Source organism: Mucilaginibacter sp. P4_A11, assembly GCF_056402535.1.
In genome coordinates, this window is record NZ_JBFUHE010000001.1 from 450,610 (window position 1) to 472,398 (window position 21,789).

The 21,789-nt window shown below is 43.2% G+C and carries 18 protein-coding genes; 13 read left to right on the top strand and 5 right to left on the bottom strand.

Annotated elements, in window-relative coordinates:
* Positions 1-24: 24 nt before the first annotated feature.
* From atpA to AC1DUD_RS02070, 7 genes are all read left to right on the top strand, one after another.
* Positions 25-1,599 (top strand): F0F1 ATP synthase subunit alpha, encoded by a 1,575-nt coding sequence (gene atpA / locus AC1DUD_RS02040; RefSeq protein WP_477370918.1) that lies wholly within the window; start codon positions 25-27, stop codon positions 1,597-1,599.
* Between the two features lie 125 nt (positions 1,600-1,724).
* The gene (atpG, locus tag AC1DUD_RS02045; protein ID WP_477370921.1) at positions 1,725-2,612 is read left to right on the top strand and encodes an ATP synthase F1 subunit gamma; all 888 of its coding nucleotides are present in this window, start codon (positions 1,725-1,727) and stop codon (positions 2,610-2,612) included.
* Positions 2,613-2,707: 95 nt separating this feature from the next.
* Positions 2,708-3,361, top strand: a complete 654-nt coding sequence (locus tag AC1DUD_RS02050; protein ID WP_477370924.1) for a hypothetical protein — start codon at positions 2,708-2,710, stop codon at positions 3,359-3,361.
* Between the two features lie 586 nt (positions 3,362-3,947).
* Positions 3,948-4,334, top strand: a complete 387-nt coding sequence (locus AC1DUD_RS02055) for a hypothetical protein (RefSeq protein WP_477370928.1) — start codon at positions 3,948-3,950, stop codon at positions 4,332-4,334.
* Between the two features lie 154 nt (positions 4,335-4,488).
* Complete coding sequence (locus tag AC1DUD_RS02060; protein ID WP_477370931.1) at positions 4,489-5,079, top strand: hypothetical protein; 591 nt, start codon at positions 4,489-4,491, stop codon at positions 5,077-5,079.
* A 176-nt stretch (positions 5,080-5,255) separates the two neighbouring features.
* On the top strand, positions 5,256-6,125 hold the full coding sequence (locus AC1DUD_RS02065) for a DUF4349 domain-containing protein (protein WP_477370934.1): 870 nt from the start codon (positions 5,256-5,258) through the stop codon (positions 6,123-6,125).
* A 61-nt stretch (positions 6,126-6,186) separates the two neighbouring features.
* Positions 6,187-6,384, top strand: a complete 198-nt coding sequence (locus AC1DUD_RS02070) for a hypothetical protein (RefSeq protein WP_330859575.1) — start codon at positions 6,187-6,189, stop codon at positions 6,382-6,384.
* 67 nt (positions 6,385-6,451) lie between these two features.
* Here the strand turns inward: AC1DUD_RS02070 and gldB are convergent, their stop codons facing one another.
* Positions 6,452-7,489 (bottom strand): gliding motility lipoprotein GldB, encoded by a 1,038-nt coding sequence (gene gldB, locus AC1DUD_RS02075; RefSeq protein WP_477370937.1) that lies wholly within the window; start codon positions 7,487-7,489, stop codon positions 6,452-6,454.
* Positions 7,490-7,625: 136 nt separating this feature from the next.
* Between gldB and AC1DUD_RS02080 the strand changes: the two genes are divergently transcribed.
* Complete coding sequence (locus tag AC1DUD_RS02080) at positions 7,626-9,275, top strand: NAD+ synthase (protein ID WP_477370940.1); 1,650 nt, start codon at positions 7,626-7,628, stop codon at positions 9,273-9,275.
* Positions 9,276-9,384: 109 nt separating this feature from the next.
* Positions 9,385-13,122, top strand: coding sequence for a S8 family serine peptidase (locus tag AC1DUD_RS02085; protein WP_477370943.1), 3,738 nt, complete (start codon positions 9,385-9,387; stop codon positions 13,120-13,122).
* Positions 13,123-13,149: 27 nt separating this feature from the next.
* Here AC1DUD_RS02085 and AC1DUD_RS02090 read toward each other — a convergent pair whose 3' ends face one another.
* Positions 13,150-13,644 (bottom strand): hypothetical protein, encoded by a 495-nt coding sequence (locus AC1DUD_RS02090; protein ID WP_477370946.1) that lies wholly within the window; start codon positions 13,642-13,644, stop codon positions 13,150-13,152.
* A gap of 242 nt (positions 13,645-13,886) precedes the next feature.
* Between AC1DUD_RS02090 and ggt the strand changes: the two genes are divergently transcribed.
* The 4 genes from ggt to AC1DUD_RS02110 all read left to right on the top strand — a co-directional run bounded on the left by ggt (position 13,887) and on the right by AC1DUD_RS02110 (position 18,030).
* The gene (gene ggt / locus AC1DUD_RS02095; protein WP_477370949.1) at positions 13,887-15,608 is read left to right on the top strand and encodes a gamma-glutamyltransferase; all 1,722 of its coding nucleotides are present in this window, start codon (positions 13,887-13,889) and stop codon (positions 15,606-15,608) included.
* 145 nt (positions 15,609-15,753) lie between these two features.
* On the top strand, positions 15,754-16,197 hold the full coding sequence (locus AC1DUD_RS02100; protein ID WP_091215686.1) for a MarR family winged helix-turn-helix transcriptional regulator: 444 nt from the start codon (positions 15,754-15,756) through the stop codon (positions 16,195-16,197).
* A gap of 327 nt (positions 16,198-16,524) precedes the next feature.
* Complete coding sequence (locus AC1DUD_RS02105) at positions 16,525-17,025, top strand: FKBP-type peptidyl-prolyl cis-trans isomerase (RefSeq protein WP_477370952.1); 501 nt, start codon at positions 16,525-16,527, stop codon at positions 17,023-17,025.
* Positions 17,026-17,103: 78 nt separating this feature from the next.
* Positions 17,104-18,030: an FKBP-type peptidyl-prolyl cis-trans isomerase gene (locus tag AC1DUD_RS02110; protein WP_477370955.1), complete on the top strand. Its 927-nt coding sequence runs from the start codon at positions 17,104-17,106 to the stop codon at positions 18,028-18,030.
* 5 nt (positions 18,031-18,035) lie between these two features.
* Here the strand turns inward: AC1DUD_RS02110 and AC1DUD_RS02115 are convergent, their stop codons facing one another.
* The 3 genes from AC1DUD_RS02115 to AC1DUD_RS02125 form a co-directional block, all read right to left on the bottom strand.
* Positions 18,036-19,346 carry a cryptochrome/photolyase family protein gene (locus AC1DUD_RS02115; protein WP_477370958.1) on the bottom strand — a complete coding sequence of 437 codons (1,311 nt, stop codon included), beginning with the start codon at positions 19,344-19,346 and terminating at the stop codon, positions 18,036-18,038.
* On the bottom strand, positions 19,339-20,244 hold the full coding sequence (locus AC1DUD_RS02120; protein WP_477370961.1) for a TIGR01777 family oxidoreductase: 906 nt from the start codon (positions 20,242-20,244) through the stop codon (positions 19,339-19,341). Before AC1DUD_RS02120 ends, AC1DUD_RS02115 begins: the two co-directional genes overlap by 8 nt.
* A gap of 65 nt (positions 20,245-20,309) precedes the next feature.
* Positions 20,310-21,776, bottom strand: coding sequence for an SDR family oxidoreductase (locus tag AC1DUD_RS02125; protein ID WP_477370964.1), 1,467 nt, complete (start codon positions 21,774-21,776; stop codon positions 20,310-20,312).
* Between the last annotated feature and the right edge of the window lie 13 nt (positions 21,777-21,789).

The following is a 21,789-nucleotide window of genomic DNA, read 5'->3' on the forward strand; positions in this document are numbered from 1 at the left end:
AAAACTCTAAATAAATTTTAAACAATGGTAGAGGTAAGACCAGACGAAGTATCAGCAATTTTGCGTCAGCAGTTGGCCGGCTTCAAGTCAGAATCTGAATTAGAAGAAGTGGGTACTGTACTCCAGGTGGGTGACGGTATCGCACGCGTTTATGGATTAACTAAAGTACAGTCGGGCGAGTTGGTTGAATTTGGCACTGGATTGCAAGGCATCGTACTTAACCTTGAAGAAGATAACGTGGGTGTGGTATTGTTAGGCAGGTCTGACGATATTAAAGAAGGTGATACCGTTAAACGTACCAACAGGATTGCATCAATCAATGTAGGCGAAGGTATGCTTGGCCGCGTTGTTGATACTTTGGGTGCACCTATCGATGGTAAAGGCCCAATCACCGGTCAAACTTACGAGATGCCGCTTGAGCGTAAAGCTCCTGGCGTAATCTACCGTCAGCCGGTAACCGAGCCATTACAAACCGGTATCAAAGCTATCGACGCGATGATCCCTATCGGCCGTGGCCAGCGTGAGTTGGTTATCGGTGACCGTCAAACAGGTAAAACTGCGGTTTGTATCGATACCATCATCAACCAAAAAGAATTTTATGATGCAGGCAAGCCTGTTATCTGTATATATGTAGCCTGCGGACAAAAAGCATCAACTGTTGCTAACATCGTTCGTACGCTTGAAGAGAACGGCGCTATGCCTTACTCAATCATCGTTGCTGCAAACGCATCTGACTCTGCTACCATGCAGTTCTTTGCTCCGTTTGCCGGCGCTGCTATCGGCGAGTACTTCCGTGATACTGGTCGCCCTGCTTTGATCATCTATGATGACTTGTCAAAACAGGCGGTTGCTTACCGTGAGGTATCGTTATTATTACGTCGTCCACCGGGCCGTGAGGCTTATCCTGGTGACGTATTTTACCTGCACAGCCGTTTATTAGAGCGTGCCGCTAAGATCAACGCAAATGATTCTATCGCGCAGCAAATGAATGACCTGCCTGAATCAATCAGAGGTATCGTTAAAGGTGGTGGTTCATTGACGGCTCTTCCAATCATTGAAACACAGGCTGGTGACGTATCTGCATACATCCCAACCAACGTAATTTCAATTACTGATGGTCAGATCTTCCTTGAATCAAACTTGTTTAACGCAGGTGTTCGTCCGGCTATTAACGTAGGTATTTCGGTATCACGTGTAGGTGGTAACGCGCAGATCAAATCAATGAAGAAAGTTGCCGGTACCTTGAAACTTGACCAGGCGCAGTTCCGTGAGCTTGAGGCTTTCTCAAAATTCGGTTCGGATCTTGACGCTTCAACTAAAAACGTACTGGACAAAGGTATCCGTAACGTAGAGATCCTTAAACAAGGTCAATACTCACCGGTATCTGTTGAAAAACAAGTTGCTATCATTTACTTAGGTACTAAAAACCTGATGCGTAACGTGCCTGTGAGCAAGGTAAGGGAATTTGAAAAAGAATTTACCGACCAGTTAGAGGCCCGTCATCCTGAGGTTTTAGCTGCCCTTAAAGCAGGTAAATTTGATGACCAGCTTACCGGCGTGCTGGAAACAGTAGCTAAAGAACTTGTAGGAAGGTATTAATCTTTTTGATATGCTGATTTGCAAATGTGCAGATTAGCATATCTCTCAAATTGATTTTAATTAAATAATCGTGCGGTGGGCAATTTTTGCACATCTGCACATCTAAAATTTGCACATCGTAAAGAATGGCTAATTTAAAAGAAGTAAGAAACAGGATCAAGTCTGTATCATCAACCCAGCAGATCACCAAGGCCATGAAAATGGTTTCGGCTGCTAAGTTGAAACGTGCTACTAACGCTATTATTCAGCTGCGCCCTTATGCCAATAAGCTAAAGGACCTGCTGGCTAACTTATCTGCAAGTTTGGAGGATAATACTTCTCCTTATCTTCAGGAACGTGAGCCGGTACGTGTACTGGTAGTTGTGGTATCATCAAACCGTGGTTTGGCCGGTGCTTTTAACGCTAACGTTATTAAAACAGCTAACAACCTGATTGCCGAGAAATATTCAAAGCAGCTTGCTGCCGGTAATGTTTCGATAGTTGCTATCGGTAAAAAAAGCCAGGAGTTTTATCAAAGGCGTAAGTACAACGTAATAGGTAATAATAACGACCTGTACCTTGCTCTTAACTTTGAAAATACTTCAAAAATTACAGAAAGTATTATGAAGGGCTTTGTTAACGGTGATTACGACCGTGTGGAGCTTGTTTATAACCATTTCCGTAACGCGGCTGTACAATACCTTGTTGCCGAGCAATTATTGCCTGTGCCAAAACCTGAAAAGAAGGAAGAAGTAAAGACAGCTAATGTTGATTACATCCTTGAGCCATCACAACAGGAAATTGTTGAGCAATTGATCCCTAAGAATATCAAGATCCAACTGTACCGTGCTGTATTGGATTCAAATGCATCTGAACACGGTGCCCGTATGACGGCGATGGACAAAGCAACTGAAAATGCCGGTGAGCTTTTGAAATCATTGAAGCTATCATACAACCAGGCCCGCCAGGCAGCCATCACTACCGAGCTTACCGAGATCGTGAGCGGTGCAGCAGCCCTTTCAGGCGGCAACTAAGTTTAAAATACTTTTATATAGAAAAGGCTTTCCGGGAGGAGAGCCTTTTTGTTTTTGATATTTTAGAGTTGAATTTTGACTTGTCTTATAGTGATATGAAATTAAAGGAAATTGTAATTTCTACCAAAGGTCCGTTAAAGGAGATGAACAAGCAGACCTGGTGCGTTCAGGAGCAATATTGGTCTTATTTAAAAGGATATGATACGGGGAGGTATCAGAAGATTGTTATTGAGATTGATGATGATATCAGGGCGTTAGATAACGACGGCAATTTGGTTGGTTTAGCAGTAGATGTGCTTGTAGTTGGTAAATATTTTGATATACAAGGCTTTTTGTCTTTGGAAGATTACGAGAAAAAGAGACGCTTGCTTGAACTTTTACACGCCACAATGATGGATTTAGGGGAATGTAATAATTGGAACGTCGAACTCTTTTCAAATGCATATAAAAATTGTATTGAAAGCAATCTGGAATATCGGTTCAAGGTAAGAGATAAGAACTATAAATCACCAACGAGGGGGTTTATAGGATACGTTAAGTGTTATTGGGACCTTGATAAGTTTACTGCAACCGGGGTGATTTCAAGAAAAGATGGAAGTATTTTAAAGGAGGAAACTCTTGTTGAAATTGAGCCTTATTTTGGAGACTTCATATATTATGCTAACTGTAAATGGGACGACGCATATACATTTAGTTTATATTCAAAGGAAGGGAAAAAATGGAGTATAGCAATTCTGTCTCTAATTTAATTCAAAACCAGATACTGGTCGAAGTTTAGCGTAGCGTAACTTCGTCCTAAAATGAAGCAAGCATTCTGCTTGCGAAACCAGTTACCTAAATCTATATTCGTATCAATGGGCCGCAAATACATTTTCCATGAATACCAGTGAACGAGTCAGAATCGACTTAAATAATGAACGAGATCAAATTTAAAAAGGTAATATTAAATTTAAGTATTTTGGTATTTGCAATATCGCTGACGCAAGAATGCTATTGCACAACAGCTTCTTGTGGCAATTCGGCCATGGCATTGATTGTGGGGCCATTGGGACTTTGTTTTGGAGGCGCGGGTTTTAGCTGGCTGGCAAATCCTCTCTTATTCATTTCATGGTTTTCTTTCAGGAAGAAACCGTTTAAGGCGGTTATTACCAGTGTGATACCCGTAGTTTTAATGCTTTCATTTTTATTTTTTAAACAGATAATCTCAGATGAGGCCGGGAATTACTCCAAAATAGTTAGTTATAAATTGGGATATTGGCTATGGTTGCTAAGTGGGGGAATAATGCTTGTTGGTAGTATATTAATCTTTTATAGGTCGAGGGCTAACAATAACGTATGAAAATTATACTAACCAATTGGATGACTCTTCTCGGCGTGTTTACTGGTGTATTTGTCTTTTCCGTTGGGTTGAATTTAACTCAGGCCAATTTATCTTACAATATTTTTCAGGCAATAGCTGCTGCGTTATTTTTAGTTATCGGCTATGGAATGATGTTTTGGGCTTTCTTAATCGTATCGTTAGTTGTGTTGGATATAATCCTTATAGTCTCCCATAAGAAAAACCTTAAGATTAGGCTAATGATAGAATGGCTGATCATTAGTAGCCCTTTTATTTGCGGGATGATTAAATACCATCAATGGATATTTGCAGTGGGTATTGTATCCTTTCTCATAACGCAACTGTTAAGAGAAAAATATATCCTGAAGAAGGGACTTTGGTAGTGTATTTAAGCCCGGGCGAGCGCAACTTCATCAGGTAAAAAAGCATATTGTAACAATATATCAATGATTTAATCTCATTGGCAGTTATAAACCGCCCAGCCAGATGATTAAGAGATATTCAGTTTTAATAGGAATAGTAATTTCCTCAGTTTTCATGATGGTCGCAATTTCGGTTTATCCGGGTGGATCAATGTATAATGAATATTCTACGGGCTTTGACTGGCAAAGAAATTTCATCAGCAACCTGTTTGCAACAAGGGCTTTAAACGGTGCCGAAAATACCTCGAAAATCTGGGCATATGCCGGAATGCTTCTATTCCCATTGAGTTATGCCTTGTTTTTCATTAACATGTCGAAGAAATTGCCCGACAAAAATGCCGCTTACATTATAAAATATTTAGGTATAGCTAATATCCTGTTTACGTTTTTAACTGTAACACCCTGGCACGACTTGATGTTGATCACATCTACCAGTTTGTTTTGGACGTGTTTATTTATCATCACAGTTTTTATCCTAAAAACAAGGCTTCATCTATTTAAAGTCTTTTGTGTAGTTAGCCTTTTGATTTTTTATTACAGCGTATACCTATGGGGCATAAGTGATTGGAACTTATTACCAATAACTCAAAAGATAAACTTCGTTACGTCGACATTACTAATTTTAGGCCTGGAGTATTTCACTAAGAAAGAGGATTTTGCTCATATTAAATCAAAGGAGCAAAAGGCATTGGTAGGTAATAGCTAAGTCTTGTTACTCAAACTTCGACCGATATCAAAACAAAATCCAAAAATCAGCCTAATCCAAAAAATCCCGGTTCAGACCAATCAGCGAAATCAACGTAATCATAACAAAAATCAACGTGCTGGGTTACCTCCTGCCACTCTTTGGTATCAATGTATACCAAAGAAAATTAAACAGTTATGAAAACAAAATTATTCCTGGCGTTGCTGGCGGGCGTGTTGCTGCTGGACGCATGTGGGCGTAGCTCAAAGTACGAACCACTGAGAGAAGACAAGGCATCTGCTGCTGATACCACCTCGGTAGTAACAGCATCCACCAAGTTGGTAAAAACCGCCGACATTCGCTTTAAAGTAAAAAATGTTCAGCAAACCGGCGATGCAATTGCCGCCCTCACCGCGAAGATCAACGGAATGGTAATGCACCACCAGATGCAGGCCAATATTGAAAGGAGCGAGGATATCCGCATCAGCAATGATTCGGTGAAGCGGGTTTCGGCTTTCAGTACCACTGCTGATATGACCGTACGTGTCCCTTCAGACAAGCTGGAGGATTACATGACCGAAGTAGCGCATATGGGTATGTACGTCACCATGCGTAAAATGGATATTGAAGACCGCACGCTGGACTATCTCTCCGAAAAATTAAAACTCAAAAACCGGCAGGAGCTGGTTGCTCAGCAAAAGCAAGGCAAGGTGATCATCAAAAATCCGGTTAACGTGTTGCTGTTGAAAGATGATATGGTTGACCAGCAAATTGGAAACATGCGTACCGATGCCGAAGTTAAATATAGCACCATAAGCCTGAGCTTTTATCAAAGTAACACCATTGTACAGGAAACAATAGCCAATGACGACCCTTCAGCTTATCAATTGCCTTTCTTTAAGCGGTTGGCCATAGCCATGAACAACGGCTGGGCACTGTTTATCGAGGTAATGTTAGGTTTAGCCAACATCTGGGTGTTTATAGTACTGTCTGTAGTTTTATGGATGTTGTACCGTTATTATAAGCGTAAACACCCGGCATGGTTTGCCAGCGGCATAAAATCATAAAAACTTTGTCGCTTTTTCGGTAAACATTTCTATTTTTGCGCAAACATTAAAAATCGGTACCATGGAATCAATGGAAAATGCTAACGCAGAAGGTCATTACAAATTATTAACTGTAGCTATTGTTATCGGTATAGTAGGCGTGTTCCTGCGTTTTGCCGGCGATGCCAACACTGGCTTTATGTTTACCTCTATATCAAATATTATTTTGATCATTGGTATCCTGATCGCTTTAAAATGCGTTTTCACAATCATAAAGTAACAAACCTGTAACAGGGAAATGATATAAAAAAAGCGCTTTCAATTTGAAGGCGCTTTTTTTGTGCTTTTTACTTAGGATGATATCCCGATTCGTTTAGGAGTTTCTGCGCATCCTTGTCGGCCATTAGTTGAGACAGCGTAACCTCAGGGTGCTTATCCATATATTTCCTTACTATTTGCCAGCCAGTCCAAACAGCAAGCTTTGGTGCCGATTCATTCTTTTCGCCAAGACCGGGAGTAAAAGGAGCTTCTGTAAGATATTTTTGAATTTTTTGATAATCGGTTTCGTACAGCAGGTTTTGTTCTAAAAAATACCCCCAGATCTTACCTTCAAACTCATTGCACCATTTTAACTGTTCGGTAGTATATCGGATCTTGGTGCTATCAGCCATATCTGGCAGTACCCTGTCCATAAAGTACATGATCTTGCCGTTGTAGATCATTTTATTAAGCAGGGCCTTATCATTATCATCTTCCGGAAACATATCCTCCCGTGCCATACCTTCAACTACCCGTGGCGTAATATTATCAGGGGTGAACCATTTTGACAGGTAATGCGGAAAGGCATTGGTAAGTGAGGGATAAAAGCGCGAATCGGCACCCAGGAAAAGATCTATACCTAAACCAAAATAGCCATCGCCAATGGTAGTTTGCGCCTGGAAGCCCGAAATATAGGCATATACCCGCGGCAGGCGTTTTTGCGGATAGTAATATTTAATGTATTTAAATGCTTCGGTAAGGCTGGCATTCTGCTGATCCATATTGGGGAAGGCAGCGTCAGCATCGTGCTTCAGATCATTATAAGCTTTGCCTGCAAACACCTGGTGCAAGGCTTTAAAATAACTGGTATCCTTAGTACTGCCAACCTGTAAAATACGTTCAATAAAATCGGGGTAAAAGCTGCCATATTGTTTTTGCAGGTACGCAGCCTGCAAAGCCATGGGTTTATTGCGCATGGCATCAAAATCATGGTCGAACCGCTCAATTTTAACATCAGCATTGATATTGCTCACATCAATTTTTTTGTTGTGCGTACAGGCGCTTAATATCAGGCCGATGGAAAAAATTAAGTAAATTTGCTTTGCTATATACCGGGTAGGGTTCATCTTTATCCTTTAGGGCAAAAGTAATTTTATTTGCATAATGTTGCTACTATTGTTAAGTCAATAGTCGGTAGTCCTGAGTTGCGAGTCGTATTTTTTGACTTTTGACTAAAGACTTCTGACTAAATATACATATACTATGAAAATCGCGTTAGCACAGCTCAACTATCACGTAGGTAATTTTGAATCGAACACCAATAAAATCATCGATCATATCATCAAGGCAAAAAATAATGGTGCCGACCTGGTTGTATTTGCCGAACTATGTGTTTGTGGCTACCCTTCACGCGATTTTTTGGAGTTTGATGAATTTATAGGTTTGTGCGATGATGCTGCTAAAAAGATAGCGGAAGTATGTGTGGACATAGCCTGTATCATAGGCCTGCCAACCCCTAATCATAAAACAGAAGGTAAGGACCTGAGCAACTCGGCGTATTTTATTGAGAATGGCGAAGTGAAAGCCGTGGTAAATAAAGCCCTGCTGCCTAATTACGATGTGTTTGATGAATACCGCTATTTTGAGCCCTCGACCGAGTTTAGCTGTATCGAGTTTAAAGGCAAGCGTATAGCCCTTACTATTTGTGAGGACTTGTGGAATACCATCGAGAACCCGCTGTATATTACCCGCCCGATGGACACACTCATCCATCAGAACCCGCATGTAATGATTAACATAGCGGCGTCGCCTTTTGCCTACAACCATGATGAGGAACGTATAGAGATATTGAGTGACAATGCCAGTCGTTACAAACTGCCTTTGTTGTATGTTAATCACGTAGGCGCCCAAACAGAATTGATATTTGATGGCGGTTCCTTAGTGTTTGATAACACCGGTAAGCTGATTGACGAAATGCCTTACTTTGAAGAAAGTTTAGCTTACTACACGCTTAACGATGATAACGCCCTAAGCTTTGATCATCCCACAACTATAAAATCCCAGCGCCCCGGCGATATAGAACAGATTTACCAGGGGATTATTCTTGGTATCCGCGATTATTTTTATAAGTCAGGATTTAAGCAGGCAATTTTAGGTCTGTCGGGCGGTATCGATTCGGCTGTGGTATGTGCTTTGGCAGCCGAGGCGCTTGGCCCGCAAAATGTGATGGCTGTATTGCTGCCTTCACGTTTCTCAACAGATCATTCATTGAAAGATGCGCAGGATTTGGTTGATAACCTTGGCTGCAAGCACGAAATAGTACCTATTAAAAGCATCACCGAGGCATTTGAAACAGCATTAAACCCGCAGTTTGATGGCTTGCCGTTTAATATCGCCGAAGAAAATATCCAGTCGCGCAGCAGGGCTGTTTTATTAATGGCGATGTGTAATAAGTTCGGGTACATTTTACTGAACACCAGTAACAAGAGCGAAGCTGCCGTAGGCTACGGTACTTTATATGGCGATATGTGCGGCGGAATTTCGGTTATTGGCGATGTTTATAAAACCCAGGTATTTGACCTTGCACGATACATTAACCGTGATAAGGAGATCATCCCCATTAACTCTATTGTTAAACCACCATCTGCAGAGTTAAGGCCCGATCAAAAGGATACTGACTCGTTGCCCGAATATGATGTGCTCGACAAGATCCTGGCCGAGTATATTGAAAACCGTTGCTCATCAGCCGAGATCATCAGGATGGGTTATGACGAAGCAACTGTTCGCCGGGTTATCAAGCTTACTAATTCGGCCGAGCATAAGCGTTATCAAACCCCACCTATTTTAAGGGTGTCGCCAAAAGCATTTGGGATGGGCCGCAGGATGCCAATTGTGGGAAAATACTTGTCGTAACAGCTAAATTTTCACTCTTTAATTGTCAAGTTTACGAATATTGTAAAGCGTTGGTTGTTTTGTTTTAGTTAAGGCTGATTTTTCTTAAAATTGCCTATCTTTCAAACCAATGATCAAACTTTACACAATTATTTCTTTTTGCTATTTGTTATTCATAGCAGGCGATGTTATGGCCCAACAACCTTTGATAACAGAGGCCGGCAAAGCCGAATTGACCAAACTCTCAAATCAAACAAGCGCGGCTTTTAAAACATCATATAACAAAGCCGCATCGTTGGCGCAAACACACGGCTGGACCTTAACCCGAAGATCAAAAAATGGTAATTTTATTGCCTTGCAGGGAGTTAATAAACTTGGCTTTCCCATATACCTCATAACACATAATAATACAACGGCGGCAGCTACTACCGGTACCAATACTTTACAGCCCGGCGGTTCTCTGGGTTTAAACCTGTCAGGATCGTCAGATTTTCTGGCTAATAAACTGGCTATTTGGGACGGTGGTTCGGTTTATAAAGCGCATCAGGAGTTTACAGGGAAAAACATCACGCTTAAAAATAATGCGGCGGTTAATGACCATTCATCGCATGTGGCTGGTACTATGATTGCTAAAGGTGTTTATGCCCCCGCCAAAGGAATGTCTTTCGGGGCAACTACATTGCAATCATATGATTTTAATGACGATGAAACTGAAATGAGTGCCGCAGCAGCTAACCTGTTGCTGTCAAATCACTCATATGGTGTGGTTGCAGGCTGGGATTATAATGATTCTGCAGGTCGCTGGGAATGGAATGGTTTACCTGGCGATACGGTGGATTATAATTTTGGTTTCTACGACTCAAAAACAGCCAACTGGGATAAGATTGCCTACAATGCACCTTATTATCTTATTGTGGAATCGGCCGGTAACGAACGTTCAAGCAATGGCCCGGCGATAGGTGAAACCTATTACGGTTACAAAAGCAAAACTGATCAAACTTTTGTAAGCAAGGGAGCGCGTCCGGCAGGGATCAGCAATAATGATGGGTACGATATCATAAGCACAAGCGGTAACGCCAAAAATATACTGACGGTAGGTGCAGTTTATTCGCTTCCTTACGGGCCTAAAATAAGAGAAAATGTGGTTATAGCCCCCTTTAGCAGTTGGGGGCCAACGGATGACGGCCGCATCAAACCCGATATTGTGGGCGATGGCGTAAACGTGCTTTCGGTAGGGATTGACAATACAACTTCATACCTTACCTTATCGGGCACTTCAATGGCTGCTCCTAATATTACCGGGTCGCTTTATTTACTACAGGAATATTACGCCAAACAAAACGGCGGGGCATTTATGAGATCGGCTACATTGAAAGGACTGGTTTGCCATACCGCTTTTGATGCCGGCAATGTTGGGCCCGATTATGTTTATGGCTGGGGCCTGCTTAACATGACCGAAGCTGCACAGGCTTTGACGGATAACGGCGGTAAGAGCATAGTGAGCGAAAAGACACTGACACAAGGACAAACACAAATTTTCAATGTAATAGCATCTGGTAATCGCTTACTGGCTGCAACCATATCATGGACTGATCCGCAAGGTACGGCAACTACCGAAGGCCTGATCAACAGCCGCACCCCTAAATTGGTGAACGATCTCGACATCCGCGTAAGTGATGGCACAACCACATTTACCCCCTGGGTACTTGACCCGAACCAGCCTGGTTTGGCCGCAACCAACGGAGATAATATCAGGGATAATATTGAACAGGTTTACATTCCTAATTCGGTACCTGGCAGGGCTTATACCATTACAGTATCACACAAAAGTGTCCTTTCATCAGGCTCGCAAGCTTACTCGCTTATTGTTACAGGAGTTGGCGGAACTACGTACTGTGCTTCGGCCCCGCTTTCAGACGCCGATTCGAGAGTTGATAACTTTAAGCTGGCCAATATTGATAATACCCCGGTTGCAGGTTGCAAAAGTTATTCAGACTATACCAATCTTACCGTGCAGTTGGAGCAGGCCAAAACATATCCGCTGAGTATTACACTTGGTACCTGCGGCAACAATTTTAATAAAGCCGCAAAAGTATTTATCGACTGGAATGCTAATGGTGTTTTTGAAGATAGTGAACTGGCAGCAACAACAGGGGTTATTAATGGCACCGGCACTTATAATACCAATATCACCGTGCCGGGAACTGTAGTTGCCGGTGCTTATAGCCTGATGAGGGTCGTGCTCACGGAAACAGGCGATGCATCAACCATTAAAGCCTGCGGCAGCTATGATAAAGGCGAAACCCAGGATTACCGGGTGCAGTTTTTGCAAACCAGTATCGACGCGGGCGTTATCGCTATTGTTAGTCCTGGCAGCAGCGGTTCATGTTCGGCAAGTACACCTGTTACGGTACGACTTAAAAACTTTGGTAATGCCGCTATCAATAACATCCCGGTAACTGTTACCATTACCGATGCTAATAATGTTACCACTACTTATAACGAAACGTACAAGAGCTCACTGCCGGCATTGGCCGAAGATAACTTTACCTTTAGCCAGGAGTTTAACGCGGTGGCAGGGGCATCATACACTATTACCGCCACCAGCAAACTTGCCGGCGATCCTGTTAGCAGCAATAATTCGGTAACGGCTAATGTGGTGATCAATTCGCCGGGAACTATTGGGGACCTGAGTGCTTATTATTGTACCACTACAAATCAATACGAATTATTTGGTACAGGCGATGGCACTGTTTTATGGTACCAAAATGCAGCTGATATATTGCCGATAGCGGCGGGGAGCGACGCGTTAACAACACAGGCCCCGGTTAACAATACCTACTATGCGGGCATTAATGATTTCAAGGGTTCGGTGGGGCCTGCTACCAAAAGTGTGTTTACTGCAGGTGGTTACAACCAGTTTACCCCTTATGTCACTGTAAATACAAAAGTGCCGGTATTAATTAAAAGCGCCCGCCTATATATTGGCAACTCAGGTAAAATAACCTTTAGCGTAGCAAATAGTAACGGGCAGATCGTATCGTCAGCCACTATAAATGCGGTGGCAACCCGTACAACGCCGCTGGCAGGTGCACAGCCCGACGATCCAAATGATCAGGGGCAGATTTATGACCTGAACCTGTCATTGCCGGCTGCGGGAGATTACCAGATCTCTGTGGACTTTGCCGATCAGGCCACCATATATCGTAGTAATGGAGGAGTAACAGGTTACCCGTTCAGGATCGGTAATATATTTAGCATTACCGGTAATGGCGCCACGGCAACCAATGGCGATACTACTGCTTATAAAGGTTACTATTATTATTTTTATGATATGAAGGTGCAAAGCCTTGGCTGTGCATCCGCTACACGTAAAGCGGTTACGCTAAGCAAGCCTGTTATCACGCAAACCAACAATACCCTGAACTCAAACTTTACCGACGGTAATCAGTGGTTGTTAAATGGTAACGTAATAAGCGGCGCTACCGCTGCGAGCTATGACCCGGTACAAAGCGGAAAATACCAGATACAGGTTACATTGGCAAATGGCTGCGTAGCGCAATCGGATAATTTTGTTTATGCGAGAGATGGCGTTACCGGAAGTAAAAACGAAATTGGATTAAGTGCATTTCCTGTGCCGGCAAGTACCAATTTAAATGTGGTATTTACGGCCAAAGAAGCCGCAACCCTGAAACTATCATTGATAAACGCATTAGGCGAATCCGTTTACCAGGGCGGGCAACAAAATATTGATCAGGGTAATTACAGTACTATTCTTAATGTGAGCAGGCAAACGCCGGGAGTGTATGTGCTGAGGGTATTGCTCGGACAGAAGATCTATTCGCAAAAAGTTATCATCACCCGTTAAGCAGGTGATGATAGCTTTTTCAACTTTTTAGAAAGTATATTTTATGCCCAGGCCCGGTGCGATATCGAAAAATGGCCCTCTTGCCAGTTCCAGTCGCGGGTTAAGGTCAAGGCTGATAGCAATTGGAGCCGAAGGGATAACATATTCCAAACCGATAACAGCATCTGCACCTATCAGGATGTGTTTGCCGTTGTAGTATTCGTCATCGCCGCCAAAGCGTTTGTAATAGCCGCTGCCTACCGAACCGAGGTGCCCGCCAAAGCCATAGTAAAAGCTCAGTTTATCAACGTTAAAGGCTTGCTGGTTTAATTCATATAAACCGGTTAGTACCACGCCATGGTCGCGGATGCCTAAAATACCCTCAAGCGCAGTGCCTTTATCCATAAAATATTTAATAGAGGGGCCAACTTCGTATGCGCCAAATTTTAAACCTACTGCTGTTTTATAGTCCTGGGCTTGTGAGTTTTTGCTAATAAGTAAAAAGGAAACGGAAAGTAATAAAAGGTACGTTAATTTTTTCATGCAGATGAATTTAATGATTGACAATAATGTAGCTGTAACAAAAAAGTGACCAGCTTGTTTAGCCCAATTCGAGCTTTTATTTTATATGCAAATAAACGGCAGAATTGCCTTTTTATGGTATTTACGTTTAAAAACATGGTGCGTTGCTTCGCATTTTGCTGGTTTTCAGTACGAAAGAATGGTTTCGGATTGTTAAATTATGCGTTCAAATAATTTAATTTAGTGAAAATTAAATTTATATAATGGTCGCCCACTGCCTTAAAGTAAGTAATCCGAAATACCTTATCCTGTTTTTATCCGCTGTGTTTTTTGTTTTATGGGGATGCACCCCGGGCCGGCTTGGTATCAACAACAGCGGCCAGTACCGCAACGGAATGGTGGTTTGTGCTTATCCTGATGCCGCGCAGGTGGGGCTTGATATATTGAAGAAAGGCGGTAACGCGGTTGATGCCGCGGTAGCCGTGCAATTTGCTTTGGCGGTTACTTTACCCGAAGCCGGGAACATAGGCGGCGGTGGTTTCATGGTTTACCGCGCCGGTGACGGCAAAACCAACACACTCGATTTTAGGGAAAAAGGCCCCGGAGCGGCCAATGCTAACATGTACCTTGATTCGGCCGGTAATGTGATACCTGATATGAGCTTGTATACTCACAAGGCATCGGGTGTGCCCGGATCTGTTGCCGGCATGGTTGAAGCTCATCGGAAATATGGGAAACTGAAATGGGCCGACCCGGTGCAGCCGGCCATTAACCTTGCCCGCAACGGCTTTAAAATAACCAAACATCTGGCTAATGATCTTAATCGCACTGCCGGGCAATTCAGAGCGCTAAATCCTGGTAAAAATTATTTGGTGAAGGATGGAGAATGGAAGGAAGGCGATTTGCTGGTGCAGGAAGACCTCGCCAAAACCTTTGAGCAGATCCGTGATAAAGGCCGGGATGGTTTTTATGATGGCCCGGTTGCCGATTTATTGATTGCCGAAATGAAACAGGGCAACGGCCTCATCACAAAAGCCGACCTGAAGAATTATCATGCCGTTTGGCGCGACGCGATTATTGGCAACTACAAAGATTATAAGATCATCACCATGCCGCCACCTTCAAGCGGAGGCATAGCTTTATTACAATTATTGAAGTCGGTTGAGGCTTATCCGCTGAAACGCTGGGGCTATAATCAGGATTCGACCATCAGGTTAATTGTAGAGGCCGAACGCAGGGTTTATGCCGATAGGTCTAAATACCTGGGCGATCCTGACTTTTATGAGGTGCCGGTTGATAGCCTGCTTAATCCGGCCTACATCACATCGCGTATGAAAAGCCTTAGCTGGGATGCGGCTACGCCAAGTACCAGTATTCAGCCGGGCTCATTTGTTGGCTATGAAAGCGATCAAACTACCCATTACTCTATTGTCGACAGAGAGGGCAACGCTGTATCTATCACCACTACTTTAAATGATAGTTTTGGTTCGAGGATCTTTGTAAGCGGTGCCGGCTTTTTGCTTAATAACGAAATGGATGATTTTAGTTCAAAACCGGGTGTGCCCAATATGTACGGGCTTATCGGCGGTAAAGCTAACAGTATCCAGCCGGGCAAACGGATGTTATCGTCTATGACCCCTACCATTGTTGAAAAGGGCGGAAAACTGTTTATGGTGGTAGGTACCCCGGGAGGTTCAACTATTATCACGTCAGTTTTTCAAACCATACTCAATGTAATTGAATTTAACCAGAACATGCAGCAGGCTGTTGAGTCAAAGCGTTTCCATAGCCAATGGCTGCCCGATGAGGTGGCTATTGAAAAAGGCAGTGTTGACAGCGTAACCATGAATAAATTGCAAAGCAAAGGATATAAGGTCGTAACCAGGCAATCCATTGGCCGGGTTGATGCCATCCTCAAAACCCAATGGGGCTACTACGAAGGCGGAGCCGACCCGAGGGGGGATGATACGAAGATGGGGTGGTAGGTTAGTTCACCGGTTAGTTCATTGGTGTTCGGTATCGAGGTACCCGCATAATTTTTAGCTATAAAGGACCAATCAACTAATGCACCAGTGAACAAATGAACAAACCCCTTGCGTAATCAATAAGCATTTCTTACGTTTGGTATGCATGCATAATAATGTAAAACATCAGGAAACTATTGACTATTTTATAAAAATAGTATGGCAAACCATGGCTAACCGGTACAACCAGCTGGTTACGGAATTTGGCTTTACACAATCAATAGGTTACCTGCTCATTAATATCGACGAAAAGGAAGGTACCACCGTATCCCAAGCTGCTGCCCTGCTGGGGCTTAAATCAACCAGTTTGTCGCGTATGCTTAGTCAGCTCGAAACTACGGGGCTTATCTATCGTGAAAGCAACGAGGGCGATAAACGTTCGGTTAAGATCTACCTAACGCCATTGGGTAAAGAAAAACGCCACCAGGCCCGTGTAATAGTACGGCAATTTAACAATTATCTTGATGCCAACATCAGCGAAGCCGATAAGCAACATCTCATTGAAACCCTCAAAAAGCTGAACAAGCTTACCGTTAATTATAAGCCGTAGGTTGGTCATTATGCTACGCTGTCATTTTATACAATAAAAATACCAAAAAGAACCGTCATTGCGAGGCACGAGGCAATCCCCAATTAGTAGAGCAGCTGAGCAAGTTACGCTGTACAGTTCGCGATTGCTTCGTACCTCGCAATGACGGGGAGAAAGGCTTATCGATATAATGACCTCCTCCGTCACACTTTTACTTACAATTGAACGTTTTACCTTCAAAATGCCCCTTAACTGGTGTTTTAAACGGTGCCTGCTTTTTATTAATTGTTAAAAAGTGTTAAGCTGCCGTTTTTCTATTTTAAAAGAATAAATTTGCCTTTTGAATTGATGAACAGGATACTGATAGTTTTATTGCTTTTAGGTGTTATTGCAGGTGGTTGTGTCAAATCATCTGTTAGCCCATTAGTACAGTATAACAAACAAAAAGAAATTGACGATAAGATCATAAGCGATTATCTGGCTGCCAACGGCTTAAAAGCTAAAGCGGTGTATGATACAACAGGTGTTTATTATATAGTGAACGATGGTGAGGGCGGCACAGGCAATGTACTTTATACCAGCTCAACTCAGGTTACGGTTGGTTTTACCGGCAAGATACTGACGTCGGGTTTTGTATTTGCTCAAACAGCTCAGTTTCACCCCACTTATGTGTTGGGAAGTGTTATAAAGGGCTGGCAGTTGGGGATCCCGCAGATAAGGCCGGGAGGTAAAGTACGGTTGCTGATCCCGTCGCGTTATGCTTATGGGCCATATGCACAGGATTCGATACATTTACCGGCAAATTCGGTGCTTGATTTTCAAATTCAGCTTTACGGCGTAACCAATTAACAAAGCCTGATAAAAAACGGATAATATAGGCCAGGAAAGCAAGAAGCTTTGAAGGTTAAAAAAGACAAATTATAATAGATGAAACAAACAATTTTTACGCTCTTAGTACTTATCTCAATAGGCCTTATATCATGCCGGAAAGACAGGAACGATCCTGACATTAAGCAATACGACGATACCCAGATAAAGAATTATATAGCGGCAAACAACATTCCAGGTATGCTGCGTGATACTACAGATGGTGATACTACCGGTATTTATTACAAGATCCTTTCGGAAGGCCGTGGTACACCAATGGATTATTCAGACCAGATCTCATTTGTTTTCACCGTACGCACACTCGATGGAAAATTTGTATCGGTTGATTCACTTAACGCGAACCATTTTTATGGTTTTTTGGGCCATGTTAGCAATTCACTGCCAAAAGGTTTGCAAACAGCGATCCATAACCTGATAAAATACAAGGGTACGGCAGCAAGGGTTATCATACCATCGCATTTGGCCTATGGTGTTAATGGTTTTGGAACAGGTAGCTCAAGTAATGCAAATACGCATATTGGTGGTAACCAAAGTTTGGATTACTATGTCAACGTGGTTTCAAACCAGGAGTTGTATGACGATGCTATCATCAGTAATTATATTAAATCAAAAAGCCTCACCGGGTTTACTAAAACTGCCGATGGCGTATATATCAAAGTGGCTACACCCGGTACCGGTTCAGATCAGATCAATACCGACTCTTACATTACATGTACCTATTCGGGCAAATATTTAAATGATACAGTGTTTGACAGTACTTCTTTGCAAGGGGCTACCACTTCATCTTTTACAGTTAGCGATTTGGCAAAAGGCGTACAGGAAGGTTTAACCGGGCAGGTAGCCGGATCCGCGGTATCTATCATCATACCATCAAGATTTGGTTATGGCACTACCGGCAGCGGTACCTCAATAGCTGCAAACGTTGTGTTGTTTTTTGATTTTACGATAGCTACGGTTACTAACTAATATGCTTATTTAGCCAGCGCTTTTTTAAACGCGGCTAAACATCTGTCGCGCGCGGCAGCATGATCAACAATGGGTTTTGGATATTTGCTGAAGTCGGCATATTCCGGAACCCATTTTTTTATGTATTGAAGCTCCGGGTCGAACTTTTTAGTTTGAGCATCAGGATTAAAGATCCTGAAGTACGGCGCCGCATCGGTACCTGAACCGGCCGCCCACTGCCAGCCGCCAACGTTACTTGCCATTTCATAATCCAGCAGTTTACGGGCAAAATACCGCTCACCCCAGCGCCAGTCGATTAGCAGGTCTTTACTTAAAAAGCTTGCAACTATCATGCGTACACGGTTATGCATAAAACCAGTTGTATTTAACTCACGCATCCCCGCATCAATAATCGGGAAGCCGGTTTGGCCATTGCACCAGGCTTCAAATTGTTTTTCATCATTTACCCAATGGATGCGGTCGTACTCCGGTCTAAAGGCATGATCCATAGTATGCGGAAAATGATGAAGGATCATCATGTAAAACTCACGCCAAATCAATTCATTAAGCCAGGTTTTATCATGATAACCATGGGCAGTACTTGCCAGTTCGCGGATACTTACCGTACCGAAGCGTAAATGCAGGCCAATGTGCGAGGTACCTTTAATGGCCGGGAAATCGCGCTGTTCCTTGTAATCTTTAATGACGCTTTCGTAACCCTTATCCGGCAAAGCCAAACTGCTTTTTTCAAAACCGAGATCCTTTAACGTGGGAGCAGTTAACGCGCTGGTTTGATACAGGTTTTTTAAATACTTTTTTGTTGGGTAGGCTTTTAAATAAAACGGCTTTAGTGCACTGTACCATTTGCGCTGGTATGGTGTGTAAACAGTATAAGGTTTGCTATCGTCCTTCACCACTTCGCCCTTTTCAAATATTACCTGGTCTTTATAGGTTTTAAAAGGGATGTCATGCTTATGAAGCTTTTCACGTACTTCATCGTCTCGTTTAATTGCGTATGGCTCATAATCGTGGTTGGTATAAACTTCTGCTATGTTATATTCATTGATAAGCTTATCCCAGGCATGTAAAGCTTTATCGTGTATTATAAGCAGGCTGCCGTCATGTTTATGAAGCTGGGTGCTTAAATCTTCAATAGTTTGGTAGATGAACGTAACCCGGGCGTCGTCTTTATCTTCCAGTTGGTCAAGGATCTCTTTATCGAAAATAAAAACGGGCAAAACAGGATTGCCGCTTTTAAGGGCATGATATAGCCCGGCATTATCATCAAGCCGCAGATCGCGGCGGAACCAGAATATTGTTACTGGTGTTTTATCCATAAATTTCGGTTAGTGCCGCGTCGATACCGGCGTATTTAAACTTAAACCCGGCATCTTCAATTTTTTGTGCCGATACTTTGGTACTGCCTAATACAATGCTGCTCATCTCGCCTAACAAAAGTTTGAGAACAAAGCTTGGCACATTGGGTGCCCACAAGGGTTTGTGTAATTGTTTGGCAACTGCCTTGGTAAGCTGTTTATTGGTAACCGGGTTTGGAGCAACCATATTATAAACACCGCTAAGGTCTTTGTTTTCGATGCCTAACAGGTACATATCTACCACATCCCGCCAGTGGATCCACGGTGTCCATTGTTTACCACTGCCAATGGGTGAACCAACATATAGTTTTATAGGCTGTGCAAGCGTTGGTAACGCCCCGCCATCCTTATCCAGCACAACACCGGTGCGGAATTTTAAAACCCGTGCACCTAACTTTTCGCCCCCGTCAACGGCAGCTTCCCATAACACACAGCATTGGGAGATAAAGTCAGATGTAGGCGCGCTGGTTTCAAACATCAACTCGTCACCCCGGTTGCTGTAGTACCCAATGCCCGACGCAGAAATTATAGCAGTAACCTGGTGCTGTTTACGTTTCATAAGGTCATATACCAGTTCAATTGATTTTACACGGCTATCTATCAGGTCTTTCTTGCGGGCATCTGTCCACCGTTTTTCGGCAATGCCCGAACCGGCCAGGTGCACTATGGTGTCAACCCCATCAATGCAATGCTCATCAATGATACCTTTGCCGATATCCCACACAAAGGTTTTTACTTTAGCGTCGTTACCCGCCTTGCGGCTTAAATGACTTACGGTATATCCCTTAGCCAGCAAAGCTTTGGTAAGGTGCCTGCCCAATAATCCCGATCCGCCGGTTAATAGTATACTTTTACTCATAATTTTGTCCATGGTCGATGGACGATAGTCCATAGTGATTTTACTTAGTACTCTATTAACATGGACTATGGTCTATTGTCCATGGTCCCGGCTTTTTCTTCATAATTAACAATCTCCCTTGCCATACCGTTAAATATAAACAGGTGAAAAGGCCACATGGTATACCAGTAAAGGCGACCCCACAGTCCGTTGGGCCTAAAGGTAGCTACCTGGCTTAAACTTTGCTTGCCCTGGCGTTCAATTATTTTAAATTCGAGCCAAGCTTCGCCGGGTAGTTTCATTTCGGCGTACAGGAGCAATCGTTTATTATCGCGGTCGGCGAGCAGAACCCGCCAAAAATCAATTACATCGCCCGGGCTTATGTTTATATTGCTGGTGCGGCCCCTGCGCGAGCCAACACCGCCGAAAATTTTATCCAGAAAACCGCGGATGTTCCAGATCCAGTCCCAGTAATACCAGCCGCGATTACCGCCTATGGAGAGCACGTTGGTAAACACCTCACTGGCCGGGCGTTCAAAAGGCATTTTTACTTTATATTCCTGTGTGCCGTTTTGGGGTACCTTGATCTGGTCCATAAAGCCCGGATTAAGATAGCCCTGGTTAAAAGCATCCTTCCAGCTGGATACAATGGAGTTTTGCTCTATTTTAACAAAGGCAAGCTCCAGGCATTCCTGATAGGTAAGGCATTTGCGTGGCACCACATCGTCAATACTGTGATCGTGCATAACAGTTTCGTTCTTCATGCTGTTCACCAGGCTTTGGGCAAGGGTATAGCTTGTTGAGGTAACAAAGTACAGCCAGTATGATGATATTTTAGGCGAGAGAAAAGGTATGGTGATCATATACCTTTTCAGCTTACGCACTTTGGCATACGTAAGCATCATCTGTTTGAACGAAAGAATATCCGGCCCGCCGATATCAAAAGTTTTATCGAACGATTTTTCGTTTAGCATTACCCCTTCCAGGTAGCCCAGCACATCACGGATGCCAATGGGCTGACATTTGGTGTTCACCCAACGGGGTACCGTCATAACGGGAAGTTTTTCGGTAAGGTCGCGGATGATCTCAAAGGAGGCGCTGCCCGAGCCAATGATAATAGCTGCCCGTAAAACGGTTAATGCAGCGTTGCCTTCTTTCAGCACATCCTCCACATGTCGCCTTGATTCCAGGTGGCGGGAGAGATTTTGGTCGTTGGTTATCCCACTTAAAAATATGGTTTGTTTGCAGTTGGTTTTATCAAGCGCCTGCACAAAGTTATAGGCCGAAAGGGCTTCGAGTGAAGCAAAATCCTGCGTTTGCGCCATGGAATGTACCAGGTAATAGGCCGCGTCAACATCTTCAGGAAAGGATTCGATATTTGATTCTTTGAGCAGATCACCTGTTATTAAGGTAACCTGCTTGCTAAAATCGCTGTGCTCATGAAAGCGGCGTTTATCCCGCACAAGGCATACCACGTCATGGCCTTTCTCCAGCAAAACCGGGATAAGCCGTGTACCTATGTAGCCGTTTGCACCAGCAAGCAAAACCTTCATGCTTAGTGAAACA